Consider the following 12,683-nt stretch of genomic DNA (forward strand, 5'->3'; position numbering starts at 1 on the left):
TTTGGCATTGCTCACACGGTTGAAATAGAAGAGTCCCTGTTCAGCAGGCCCTGGCTAAAGGTCAATTATGGAGATGGAGGTAGCCCTGCATGCATGAGATAACTGCTATAATTTTAATAAGTTCTACTTTTTTGAGGGAAGAACTGCAGGGCGCGCGGGAGTTGGTCAAAGCTTTTTTCCCGGAGGCTATGGTTAAGATCGGGGACGCAGATCCTGCGCTGAATCGGATAGGAACGGATAGCCTTGAAGGACCAGGAAAAAGAGCGGAAGCAGCTGCTTCGATAGGGGTAATAAGGATTGAAAGGGAGGGGGATGGCCCCCTCTTTGCTTTCTGGGGGGCCAAAGCAATTTCCCTAACAGCAGAAGACATGACTAAGATTTTAACCACTCCGAATATCGGAACAGAAGCCCCGCGTAAATTTCTTCTAAAACATGCAGTCTTGCGTTTGCTTTCTCAAGTATGTGCCACGGAATTGCCATGGGGAATTTTAACCGGAATTCGCCCGAGCAAACTCGTACATATGATGGATGATCAAGCGTTTCCGCCGGGGCAGCAGCTCAAGATATTGACCGAGCGTTACGCCATCCGTGCCGATAGGGCTCGGTTATTGCAAGAAATCGCCGCAGTTCAACGCCCTTACTTAGAGGAATTTGCGGTCAACTCCGGTCACATAGCGCTCTATCTTGCCATTCCTTTCTGTCCCACGCGCTGCAGTTACTGTTCATTTCCGGCCTATTCGCTTGACCGGGAGCGGCAGGCTCTGGCTGTATATTTGCAGGCCCTTCGCGCCGAGATCGCACAAGTGGGTGAAATGATGGCCAGGCTTGGCTTCAGTGCGGATTCTCTGTATTTGGGGGGCGGTACTCCTACGGTACTAACCGTTGAAGAGTTAAATATACTTTTCGAGGAAATAAAAAATCGCCTGCCGCTGGCACCCGGCCTGGAATTTACCGTGGAGGCTGGACGTCCGGATACTCTCACGCCCGTAAAGTTTGCCCTCATGCGGGACGCGGGCGTAAACCGCCTCAGTGTCAATCCCCAAACGATGCAGGCCGAGACCCTCAAACGCATTGGCCGGGCGCACCGGGTCGAAGATGTCCTTGCCGCTTATGAGATGGCCCGGGAATATTCAAATTGGGTTATAAACATGGATCTGATTTTAGGCCTTCCGGGAGAAGGGATCGCAGAAGTCGAGGGGACTCTCGATCTTCTTCAACCTCTTGAACCGGATAACCTTACCGTGCATACGCTCGCACTCAAACGGGGCTCCCGCGAATGGGAGCAGGGTTACCGTCACGCATCCGCTGCGGTTATTGAAGATATGCAGAACTTAACCCGAAATGTGGTCCGGGGATGGGGGCTGAGGCCGTATTATCTTTACCGTCAGAAGCATATCGCCGGGAACTTGGAAAACATCGGGTATGCCAAGCCCGGCCTGGAGTGCCGCTATAACATCGCGATCATGGAGGAGCGCCAAAGTATAATCGGCCTGGGTGCCGGCGCATCCAGCAAAGTGGTTAATCCGGATAACTATAGTTTAACGAACTTTCAGCATCGCTCAGATTGGAAGAGCTATGCCGCTACATGGCAGGCTGGGCAGGCCAAGAGAGCGCAGGCTTTCGCAGCTGTGGCTCTAAGAGGTACGAAGTAACTTGGATTAATTAAGGAAATGTGCATACGGGTTCATCAAGATTGGTCATATTCAATGCTCCCCTGGATCTGTTAGCATCTTAAACGCTGAACAGCTCGAACGGGCATAGTGATACGAATTTCAAGTTGTGGGGTTTAGGTGTAATGGGATAATTATGACAGAACAGGCTTAACGCAGGCTCCTCGCTTGAGCCGTGGAGAGTAGGTCAGTGACATGGGCTTACCGTTTCTCCGGCGTCCCGGCCATTCCCAGCATGAAACCGATGCCTAGGGCTGTGCCGACTCCGGTACGGGTAAAAAAGTCAGTATCGAAAAGCCATGAGATCAGCAAAAGAAGAGAAAACAGCCCGACCATGCTGAAGAACCCGACAGCAAATCTTTTGTCCTTCGGAACAAACCTTTTGAGCTTGTATCCCGCCAAGTAAGCCAGGGGTACAGCGATAATTGCTGACAAAACCGGCCACAGATAACCCATGCTTCATACCCTCCACTGATCTTATATGATGACTTTTGCTTTTAGATCCTGTTTAAGACACAAATCTAAGACACTGCTCTTAGAGATCAAAAAACTCTTCGACAGAGAGGGGATTTTTACCTGCTCCTAGAAGCAATAGATTTTTCGTTTATCCGGTATTAGCTGTTCAATCCTGATAAAACGGTTTTTGTGCTCAGAAATTCCGATGTTCGGAATCTGGGCGCTTTTTTATTAGGTATATATTCATAACAAATTCATAACTCCTTCATCAGTTGCTCAAATGGCAAGTTTATACTGAAGTCGTAAGCTCACATGAGCAAAAAAAGGAGGAATTACACATGGGACTAGTTAGTCGGTTAAAAAATATTTTTGAAGCCAAAGTAGAGAAAGGAATTGACGCGCTCGAAGATCCCAAAGAAATGCTCGACTACAGCTTGACCAAAATGGAAGACAGCTTGCAGTCCATGGCCCGCAATGCAGTGGAGCTGGGAACTGCTAAGATAAGAGTGGAACTTGAGCGGAATACTGCTTTGGAAACTGCCCGCAAGTACGAAGAACAAGCGGAGAAAGCTCTGGAATTAGGGCAGGAGGATCTTGCCAAAGAAGCTCTCCTGCGCAAAGTGGATGCTGAAAGCCGTGCCCTTGAGCTGGCTGCGCACATAGAGAAGATGGCTGAGCAACTGCAAACGATTTCTAAAAGACAGGATGAGTTGCGTAATAAGATCCGCACTTTCCGCAGCAAAAAAGAAGAGTTAAAAGCAACTTATGCAGCTTCCAAGGCTCAGCTTAAAGTTAAGGAACTCGTCACCACGATTGGTTCGGAGTCTGAGAACATTGCCAGGACCGTGGAAAGAGCAGAAGCCCGAATTCAGGAAATGCAGGCTAAAGTGCTGGCTGTTGACGAACTGGAAGAGCAAGGAATTATCAGCGAAGTGTTCGCCGATAGCAAAGATGATATTGAGCGCAAGCTCAAACGAATGAGTGTTGATTCCCAAGTAGAGCTTGAGCTGGCAAGGCTTAAGGCCACAAAAGTGTCGGGAGGGAGATAAGATGTGCGGAGGCAGAGGCTGGGGCAGTATGTTTGGTTTTGGCTGCGGCGGGGGTCTTTTTGATCCATACCCGGGCCGTGACCGCGAATATTATGAGCCAAGAACAAGAAATCAGGAATACGGGAATCTGCGCGCTGAGATTCGTAATCTGTACGCCAGCGGAGAAATCACGCAAAATCAGTATTACGATGCCCTGGATCGGTTGGACAGAGGGTCTTTTACCCGCTTTGATTTAGAGGAAATGCGCAGACGTGGTCAGGCGGTTGGGAGACCATATAGAGCAGATAACGGGCCTGCAGGGCGTATACCTTACGATATCCGGAGGGAGATCGAAAGCCTGGAGGGAAAACAAAAGGAAATCGTCAAGGCGAAAGAGGAGACGAATAAGGTCATTGCCGATATTAACAATTCCCTGTCTGCGTTAACGCAGCAAATGGCGCTTGTCCAGGAGTTAGCCAAACAAACCGTTGATGCGGACGAGACAAGAGCACGCTCGTATCTCAAGCAACGGCAGGAACTGGCGGAGCAGGCAGCGGCATTAGAAGTTAGGCTGAAAGAACTGAAGGAAGACTTGGATAAACTGGAGCAGGCAGAAACAACGCTTAAGGCCAAGCTCTTGGAGTTAAAAGCTGTGGGACAAAGGGAAAGGCTGACTGCCTTGCTTTCCGATTGAAAACAGTAGAATTGATCTAACATTCGATCAAGCAACACGAGAAAATTCAGGTGTTTCGAGATAAATTGAGTTTAAGCATAGAAGCGGATTTTAAGCAAAGAATGGAGGAATAAAAGAATGAAAAGGAATAAATGGACGCTGGGAATGGTTCTAGCAGGTACTCTGGTGCTTTCCGGCGGTGCTTTAGCCTTGGCCTCCGGGACAAACTTTTCCTTGGGCCAAAGCTTGAAGGCCAAAACACAGACAGTCGCTTCTGAGAACAAGGGAGCTAACCCAGGTGTTCAAGTTTCCGGTTCTGGACAAAAGAGTGAGACTGCGCAACCGGGCCAGACTCTCCCTGATTCAGCTGCACAAACCGGTGCGCCTGGGGCCAGCGCACCCTCGTCCAACGAACAGGGCGGTCAGCAGCAGTCGAATACCCAAAATCCTGCAGCAAAAGAAAATACATCTTCCACAGCAAAAGCTGTGATTTCCAGCACGCCTAATTCTTCCCCAAACAGTTCTATAGGCGGGCAGTACGGGTTCGGCGGCTATGGGATGATGGGAGGTTTCACTGGGCCTAACGATTTAGGGTACGGAACTGGCTATGGCATGATGGGCGGCGCTTACGGTGCAGGCTATGGGATGATGGGAGGCTTTGGCGGGCCCAACGGAGCAGGATTAGCCAGAGGCTACGGCATGATGGGTGGAGGGTATAACGCCCAAAACCTAGGGGTTGATCTTAGCAACGGACAAGTAGCTGCAGCCGAGCAAGCCGAAGCACTGGCTAATGCCTATCTGCAAAAAACAAGTCCGGACTTGGCTGTTGACGAACTCCACGAATTCGCAGATTCCTTTGAAGTAGAAGCGAAGGATGCCAGTACCGGCGCCAAAGCTTATGAGTTCGTAATCTCTAAAAACGGCGGCTACGTGTACGCTGAGATGGGGCCAAACGTGATGTGGAATACGAAATACGGCCATATGAATTGGGGCAACAGCGGGAGCCTCACGGTTAGTGCCGACCAGGCGAGACAAACCGCGCAAAGCTTTGTGCAAAAACTGGGTCAAGAATATAGCCTGGAAGGCCCGGAGACGGCTCCCGGCTACTACGAATTCATGGTAATGAAAGACGGCAAAGATTATGCTGAACTCAACGTCAATGGTTACAGCGGGCAAGTCTGGTTCGAAACATGGCACGGACCGATTGTCAGCACTGTTAAAGTGAAATAACCCGTACACCTTGAAACTGACTAGTGCAAGGAGTGAGTTCAATGCCCAGAGGCAGCTATGGACAGTCGTATGGCGGACATAGTCTAAGGAGAAATCCGACACTTTTAAGCCGGGACAGAATAGTCTTAAGGATTAAAGGCATGACTTGCGGCCATTGCAAGGCAGCGGTAGAGAGGGCTTTGCTCAGCGTTCCCGGAGTGACCGGGGCTCAAGTCAACTTGCTGCGCCAGCAAGCGGTAGTATTGGGGCTGGTGGACAGAGCTTTGTTAATCCAGGCTGTCGACGATGCCGGATATTTCGTAACAGGTTTAGTGTAAAGATTATGCCGTCAGCATCTAATCGGCTTTTAAGGGATAAGCCATTGGAACCCTGGGTTTTGCAGCCTGGCTGTATAGGACACCTATCACGAGGATGGGTGTCCTTTTGACATTTACGCTGAATCGACATAGGCAGTTGCTTCGGATGCAGGTTCTACCTTTTCTCATAACTATGTGATATAGTCATGTTGAATGCAACGATTAAAACTGAGAGACAGGGTGAATGCAGCATGGGCTTGGGCAAAACGATCCGCGATTTTCGCAAACAGAGAGGACTAACTTTACAGGCGCTCTCCGATCAATTAGGGGTATCGTGTTCTTTTTTAAGCGCGATTGAGCGCGAAGTAAAAAAACCCTCTGTCAGCATGGTTAAAAAACTTTCTGATGTTCTAAACATTTCTCCGACATACCTTTTCGGGAGCGGGAGCGAGAGGGTATATGGAGAGAAAATTCGCTTTATTCGCCGGGGAAGGAGCCTGAGCATTGAGGATCTCAGCGAACTTTCCGGAATACCGGTAGAGCAAATTGAAGCCTATGAAGACGGAAGCCAGGAGCCTGATCTGGAGACTCTGGACCGTTTGGCTGAGGCTCTCAGTGTGACTGTACGCTATTTCCTTGAAAAGTCCGCTGATATCGTATCCATCGGGGAAAGAGTGCGGCGGGAGCGGGAGAAAAGAGGGCTTACGGGTGCAGCCCTGGCAGATAAAGCTGGGATCAGCCCGGGGATGGTAAGCCAAATCGAAAATGATCAGGCCGAGCCTTCCTTGGATACCTTAGAAAATGTCGCCAAAGCCTTGGGCGTTTCTGTTTGCTATTTTCTTTTAGAGCAGGAAGACGTAGAAAACTTGGTATCATCCCTAAACTCAGAGGTTTTGGCCTTGCTGGGGGACCCACGGGTGCAGGCGGTGCTGAGGGCGGTTAGGGATTTAGAAGCAGGGGATCTGAAATTCATCCTCAATTACATTCAGTTCTACAAGCGTAATCGGGCTCTTTTGGAGTAGGGGTCTTGACAAAGGCAGCTTCACTTTATGAAAAAAAGTTCAAATTTATTAAAACAATAGCAGGATATTGTTTTGCGACGTCGAACTAATAAGCGAGAATTAAGAATAGGTTCATTTATTTTGAACCAAGGTTCAAAAGGAGGCCGGGACCACTAACTGCAAGATCTTGCTGCGCCCAAATGCTCAATATTTTTTTGAACCTAAATTTAGTATTAGGGCAACAGTTATAAACCAATGTCTCGGTGTTCGTACTTGTGATACTTAACACAAGGGGGTGGCTAGTTGGGATTATTTAACTTAGCTCTAAGGCGCGCAAGTTTGCAGCAAAAGGCAGGAGTTTTTACCGATAACAACGAGAGGAGAGAAGTTTTATGAAAAACAACTTAACAACTGCTCAGATGGGCCGAATAAAAAAGATTTTCGAGGACCGCGTCCGTTTCAACAAGGTTGAGCGAATCGTCTACTCCCATGACATGGGCATTATGCCGGAACAAATACGGGCCATGATTCAGTGTACACCGGACGGTGTGCTCCAGCCGGTCAGTGCTGAAGAAGTCGTTGCGCTGGTGAAAATCGCCCGTGAAGAACAGATCCCGCTCGTTCCGCGGGGCGCTGGCAGTGCGGGCTTTGGCGGCAGTGTCCCTGCCAAGGCCGGACTTGTGGTGGATTTTGTGCGCATGAACAAAATCCTGGAGATTGATACGGTCAATCAGACCGCTACGGTCGAGCCTGGTGTTATTTGGATTAATCTGGAAAAGGAACTAAGCGAGCGCGGCCTGGCTCTGCGCGCCTTTCCCTCCAGTTCCAACAGCTCGACGGTGGGCGGTTGGGTTGCGCAAGGAGGCAGTGGGTATGGGAGCTACGAATACGGAGACTGTGGTCAGAATATCGTCTCGGTTGAGGTGGTCTTGCCTGACGGTGAAATCAAAACTTTTTCCGGCTCAGACTTGCGTAAGGTGTACAGCCTGTGTGGAATCACCGGTCTCATTGTCCGGATTACGGTCAAAGTGCGGGAGAAAGATGAGGAGAGTGTAATTCTATCTGCCTTCCCGGACTTAGAGAGCGCGTCCGGTTTCCTGCGTGACTTATCCCGGGAACGGGTCCAAGTCTGGAATGTGAGCTTGGCGACCCCCGCTTTTACGGGTTTGAAACAGAAGGCTCTTGAGCACTACGTTCTGCCGGAAGACGAATATCTTGTGACCATGGTGTTTCCGAAACCGCGCCGTTCAGCCGTGGAAAACCATATCCTGCGTCTGACCACTGCTCACAACGGGAAAATCATGCGCGAGAAATTGGCTGTTGAGGAATGGGAGGATAAATTCTACCCGATGCGCTTTAAGAAGCTCGGACCCACCCTGGTCGCCAGTGAAGTGGTGGTGCCGGTGAAAGAAGTAGCCAACTTTGTCGGGGAAGTAGAGCGGAAGTTCAAGGGGGAATTCGCTCTTGAGGGCACAATGGTCGGACCCGACCATATCTCGATCCTCGGCTTTATGCTCGCTGACGAGCGCAAGCTCGGATTCCCCCTGGCTTACGCCTGTGCTCTCGATGTCATTGATACGGGGGAAAAACTCGGCGGCAAGGTCTTTGCGGTAGGGATGTACTTCACAGACAGGGCGAAAACCTTTTACGGGGAGAAGGGCCTGCAAGAAATTTGGGAGTATAAGCAAGCGGTTGATGTGAAGGGAATTATGAACCCGGGTAAAATCGTTCCTCCCTCCTTAGATAAGCAGTCTCCCACCAAAATGCTGACGGCCGCTATGAAAGTTGCAAATGCGGGCAGCGGCTTGATTGGCCTAGCCGGGCGCTTGCTCAGCAAATGGCAGTCCGACAATTTTAGCTCTCCGTTAGATGAACACCTTACGGACGATACTTTTTCCTGTGCGATGTGCGGTTACTGCCGCAATGTGTGCACTGTGTTTGATGCCGTTCCCTGGGAAAGCAATTCTCCCCGCGGCAAGTATTTTATCCTGAACCAATATATTAAAGGGAAAATTCCCATGGACGATGAAGTAGGCCGCGCGCTTTACCCGTGCACCACCTGCAAGAAATGCGACACCGTCTGTCAGATCAGGGCTCACAATGCCCATCACTGGATGTCTTTGCGCTATGAGTTTAATAAGAACAAACTCCAAAACACGGGTTTGGACATTATCCGCACCAATGTGCTCACTACCGGCAACTTCTGGGGTGTCCCGGCGGAAGAGAGACTCAAATGGCTGGATGTTCCCACCGGAACTCACGGCAAGATCGCTTACTGGTCCGGCTGTTGGGCGGGTACTATCATGGACAACATGGCCCAAAACGCAACCCGGATTCTTAATCACTTGAACATTCCTTTTGTGCACTTTGGGGAGCGGGAGCGCTGCTGCGGCCTCTATCTGGCCTTGGGCGGATACAAGAAGGACTTCCAGGCCTTGGTCCGGCGCAACTTGGAAATGTTCAATGAAGCAGGGATTGATACGATCGTCTTTTCGTGCCCGGGCTGTTATGCCACTTTTAATGAGAACTACCCGCACATGGCTTTGGAGATGGGGCTGGAATGCAATATTCGTTTCAAGCATATCGTCGTCTACCTGAGCGAACTGATTGCCGATGGCCGTCTGAAGTTTAGCGCGCCCCTCAACCATAGCATCACTTATCACGATTCATGCCATGTTGGACGCTGGTTTGGACATTATGATGAACCACGCAGCGTGATCCGCGCGATCCCAGGGATTGAACTCCGGGAAATGGAGCATATCAAAGAGGAAGGACTGTGCTGCGGCCTGGTTTCGGCCTTTGATTCGCTGCCTTCTGTGGCGCATAGCGGGATGAAACGGGTCGAAGAAGCGGTGGCGACTGGAGCGGAATATCTGGTGACCAACTGTGCCGGCTGCGGTTCCCAGTTCAACGCGACTTGTCATGCCATGGGCACCGCAGTTCAGCAAATGGATTTGACCGAACTGGTAGCTAAAGCTCTCGGAATTGAAACCAAAGATCCGTCTGAGAAAATCGGCGCGTATATGGCCCAGTGTGTTGAGCTTCTTAAAGACAGCGTTTTGGCCCCGATAGTTGTGCCCGCTGAGGCAAGTAAGTAAGCTTAAATCACGAGAGAGATTTAGAAAGCGTTTAATCAAAGTAGTGATTATACGTTTAAGCACAAACTTTGCAATTCTTGAGGATGTAAGGTTCTTAAGGGCGTAAGGTTTGTGTTTCTTTTTTTCATCAAAAATTCATATTTTATTCATTCCTAATTCAAACGGAAAAGGTACACTATTTGAAAAGAGAAAGGAGAAGCAAACATGATTAATGTGAATCGGCAAAAACCTTCTGCCAAACAGTCCATGGAAGGTTTGAAAAGACTGGGACAGTATCTTTTTGAATTGCGTCTGCGCCGTGATCTCTCCCTGGCCCAGGTTAGCTGCAAGGTGGGCACCAATGCTTCCTATCTTTCGGAAATTGAGCATGGCCGTAAGATGCCCGACGACAACCTCATGCGTGAGCTAGCTGAGTTTTACGGTTTGGATGAGAATAACCTTTTTGAAATGGTGGGAAAGGTACCTTTAAGCGTCCGCGAAGAGTTGGAGAGTAATGTTTTGTTGCAGCGAATCTTAAAAGAAATTGCCGGGATGTCGTTTAATTCAGAAACCAAGCAGGAACTGTATCTAAAGTTTTACCAGACATTCAGGAAATTTGCCTATACCGGCGTGCAATGAACTTCTTTTTTTAGGGCTTCTAAATAGGGTGGGCCCCTATACTACCAAATAGAGTAATGGAGGCATGTGCTTGTGAAAGTAAAGGTAATCATTGCCTGTCTGGTGACGGTAGCTTTAGTTGGAGTCTGGTGGGCACTAACGGCTGCAAAAGCGGGCAGCACAGGCTCAAATGCTTTGTCCGGCACGGGCACGGCGCAAACACCAGCCCCGGTTTCCCAGGCGAATCCGGTGATCGATGAACAAGGAGGAATTCAGGTCGTTGTTAAGTGGGAGAGGCAAGATGCTCAAGCTGGAATGCAAAAATTTAGAATCGAGTTGAATAATCATGCCCTGAACCTCGATGGCTTCGATTTCTCCCGCAATCTTAAGCTGCAACTTGACGGCATTGAAATTCCGGCAAGCATTAAGGCTGCCAACACAAGCGGGGAAGGTCATCACGTCTCAGCAGAGATTACAGCCCAAGCCTCAGAACTGACAAAGCTCAAAACGGGCAGCCGTTTGTCCATAATTTTAGAAAATGTGGGCAATACTCAGGCCAGAACTTTCTCCTGGGTCTATTAGGAGGGAGAAGGACAAGTGAGTGTGACATTATTGGTTCTGGCATTTGCTGCCGGTGTCCTGTCCTTTCTTTCACCCTGCATCATTCCGATGCTGGGAGTCTACTTCTCCCTAATTACAGGCTTAACCGTCTCCGAACTGAAAGATGCGACCCTTGACAGCGCTCTCCGGCGCAGGGTGATGAAGAACACCTTTGCTTTTGTGGCTGGTTTTGCCTTGGTTTTCATTGCAGCGGGAGCTTTGGCCGGTGAATTTGCATCCTGGTTAAACCGCTGGCAATGGCTGCTCAGTCTTCTGGGAGGTTCGGTTGTCTTAATTCTGGCACTCAAAATGTTGGGCTTGTTTGACCTGCCTTTCCTCAGCCGTTTGCACTGGGAACCTGCCTTCTTCGAAAAAATTCGGACCAAGTCTACCCGGAGCGCGTGGGCGTCCTTTGTTGTGGGGTTGTTGTTCGCGATCGCCTGTTCGCACTGCATTGCCCCCACCCTGCTTACCATTCTGGCGTTAGCCGGGGCTACCCAAAACCCTTTAAGCGGAATGGTTGTGATGTTCTTCTTTTCAGTGGGGTTGGCAATTCCCTATACCTTGGCAGGCCTGTCCTTTACGAAAGTTACGCAGGTCTTAAAACGGTTTCGTTCCAAGCAAGTGGTTGCTGAGAGGGTGGCGGGCTTGCTTATGCTTTATATCGCCTACATCCTATATACCAATCAGCTGACCGAAGTAACCGGTTTCCTGGCCCGTTTCATGCCCCGTCTGCCAATCGGCATGTAAACAGTATTAGGTAATAGTTATGAATGTGCTTAAGGAGGTGGAAAGACTATGGTAGAATTTTTGAGCCAATATTGGTGGGTGATACTAATGTTTGTAGTTATGCTCTTTATGCACCGTTCCGGTGCGGGCGGATGTTGCGGCGGCCATGGCAGTCACGGCGGCCACGGCGGGCATGATCAACACGACAGATACAAACGTGGAGAACAAGCGGATCACGATGGGCATACAAGCCATGGAGGGAAGTAGGATTATTAACTCACAGTACGTTGAATAATTGAGTAAATTTACTCGACTAAATAACACGTCCGGGTAACCGGACGTTTATTTAGCTTCAATACGCTTAGCTTGAGATATCCCCAGTAAACAAATAGGTATACATAAAAATTCACAACTTCTTCATTAAATCTTCATATCTTTCTCTTATAATCATATATGAGAATGATTATCATAACCAAGGAGGAGAGAGATAATGCTTGCAGGGATTCTGATTACCATTCGGGAAGGGTTGGAAGCTTTTTTAGTCGTTGGCATCTTGTTAGGGTATTTAACCAAGATTAATCAGCAGAAGTATTATAAGTATGTGTGGCTTGGTTCGGCCGCCGGAATGATTTCAAGTGTAGTGGCTGCTTTCATTATCCAAGCGGCCAAAATTCAGTTTGAAGGCGTGGCTTCCGAAATATTTGAGGTGACGGTAGCCGTTATTGCGATCAGTGTGCTTTCGTACATGGTGGTTTGGATGCAAAAACAGAGCAAGAACATTAAAGGAGAGCTGCAGACGAAACTGGACGCAGCTTTATCGGACAATCAGGTGTGGGGTATCGCAGTTTTAGCTTTTGTCACGATTATCCGGGAAGGGATAGAAACCGCGCTCTTTTTAGGGGCGGTTGAAGGGGAAGGTTTGCTGGCTGGAGCGGTTATCGGCTTAGTGATTGCGGCATTTTTGTCCGCCTTGCTATTCAAGACAACGGTAAAGTTAGATTTAAGAAAGTTCTTCCTGATCACGGGCTGGCTCCTAATCTTTGTGGCCGCCGGCTTGGTTTCACACACGATTCATGGTTTGGGAGAATTGGGCATTGTGCCGCAGATTATTGAATCGGTATGGAGCCTGGAATGGCTGATTTCAGATGGCAGCCTCCTTGGAAAGCTCCTCCATGCTTTTATTGGCTATGAAAGCACTCCATCCTTGATGCAAATGCTCGCCTATGCTCTGTATTTGGTCCTGGTGGGCAAGATGTTTATGCAACGCAAAATATCCACACACTAAAGATAAATAAGGTTTCTAAT

The 12,683-nt window shown here is 49.1% G+C and carries 13 protein-coding genes; 12 read left to right on the forward strand and 1 reads right to left on the reverse strand.

Translation table 11 applies throughout. The features are described 5' to 3' along the window. Positions 1-89 precede the first annotated feature (89 nt). Positions 90-1,652 carry a coproporphyrinogen dehydrogenase HemZ gene (hemZ, locus tag J0X21_RS12895; RefSeq protein ID WP_206812612.1) on the forward strand — a complete coding sequence of 521 codons (1,563 nt, stop codon included), beginning with the start codon at positions 90-92 and terminating at the stop codon, positions 1,650-1,652. 219 nt (positions 1,653-1,871) lie between these two features. Here the strand turns inward: hemZ and J0X21_RS12900 are convergent, their stop codons facing one another. Further along, entirely contained in the window at positions 1,872-2,126 is a 255-nt protein-coding gene (locus J0X21_RS12900; RefSeq protein WP_206812613.1) for a hypothetical protein, read from the reverse strand. Positions 2,127-2,464: 338 nt separating this feature from the next. Here J0X21_RS12900 and J0X21_RS12905 point away from each other — a divergent pair, with 338 nt between their 5' ends. The 11 genes from J0X21_RS12905 to J0X21_RS12955 all read left to right on the forward strand — a co-directional run bounded on the left by J0X21_RS12905 (position 2,465) and on the right by J0X21_RS12955 (position 12,663). After that, the gene (locus J0X21_RS12905) at positions 2,465-3,175 is read left to right on the forward strand and encodes a PspA/IM30 family protein (RefSeq protein ID WP_206812614.1); all 711 of its coding nucleotides are present in this window, start codon (positions 2,465-2,467) and stop codon (positions 3,173-3,175) included. A 1-nt stretch (position 3,176) separates the two neighbouring features. Continuing rightward, entirely contained in the window at positions 3,177-3,848 is a 672-nt protein-coding gene (locus J0X21_RS12910) for a PspA/IM30 family protein (protein WP_206812615.1), read from the forward strand. Positions 3,849-3,965: 117 nt separating this feature from the next. Then, positions 3,966-5,057, forward strand: coding sequence for a PepSY domain-containing protein (locus J0X21_RS12915; RefSeq protein ID WP_206812616.1), 1,092 nt, complete (start codon positions 3,966-3,968; stop codon positions 5,055-5,057). A gap of 41 nt (positions 5,058-5,098) precedes the next feature. Then, positions 5,099-5,374, forward strand: coding sequence for a CopZ family metallochaperone (locus tag J0X21_RS12920; RefSeq protein ID WP_206812617.1), 276 nt, complete (start codon positions 5,099-5,101; stop codon positions 5,372-5,374). Positions 5,375-5,604: 230 nt separating this feature from the next. Further along, positions 5,605-6,375: a helix-turn-helix domain-containing protein gene (locus J0X21_RS12925; protein ID WP_206812618.1), complete on the forward strand. Its 771-nt coding sequence runs from the start codon at positions 5,605-5,607 to the stop codon at positions 6,373-6,375. Between the two features lie 371 nt (positions 6,376-6,746). Continuing rightward, positions 6,747-9,452, forward strand: a complete 2,706-nt coding sequence (locus J0X21_RS12930; RefSeq protein ID WP_206812619.1) for an FAD-binding and (Fe-S)-binding domain-containing protein — start codon at positions 6,747-6,749, stop codon at positions 9,450-9,452. 204 nt (positions 9,453-9,656) lie between these two features. Then, entirely contained in the window at positions 9,657-10,070 is a 414-nt protein-coding gene (locus J0X21_RS12935; RefSeq protein ID WP_206812620.1) for a helix-turn-helix domain-containing protein, read from the forward strand. A gap of 72 nt (positions 10,071-10,142) precedes the next feature. Next, on the forward strand, positions 10,143-10,631 hold the full coding sequence (locus J0X21_RS12940) for a hypothetical protein (RefSeq protein ID WP_206812621.1): 489 nt from the start codon (positions 10,143-10,145) through the stop codon (positions 10,629-10,631). A gap of 15 nt (positions 10,632-10,646) precedes the next feature. Then, positions 10,647-11,399: a cytochrome c biogenesis CcdA family protein gene (locus J0X21_RS12945; protein ID WP_206812622.1), complete on the forward strand. Its 753-nt coding sequence runs from the start codon at positions 10,647-10,649 to the stop codon at positions 11,397-11,399. Between the two features lie 48 nt (positions 11,400-11,447). Then, positions 11,448-11,645 carry a hypothetical protein gene (locus J0X21_RS12950; protein ID WP_206812623.1) on the forward strand — a complete coding sequence of 66 codons (198 nt, stop codon included), beginning with the start codon at positions 11,448-11,450 and terminating at the stop codon, positions 11,643-11,645. Between the two features lie 223 nt (positions 11,646-11,868). Next, entirely contained in the window at positions 11,869-12,663 is a 795-nt protein-coding gene (locus J0X21_RS12955) for an FTR1 family iron permease (protein WP_206812624.1), read from the forward strand. The last annotated feature ends 20 nt before the right edge of the window (positions 12,664-12,683 follow it).

Origin of the sequence: Paradesulfitobacterium ferrireducens (assembly GCF_017310645.1) — a bacterium.
In the GTDB taxonomy this organism is placed as follows: Bacteria; Bacillota; Desulfitobacteriia; order Desulfitobacteriales; family Desulfitobacteriaceae; genus Paradesulfitobacterium; species Paradesulfitobacterium ferrireducens.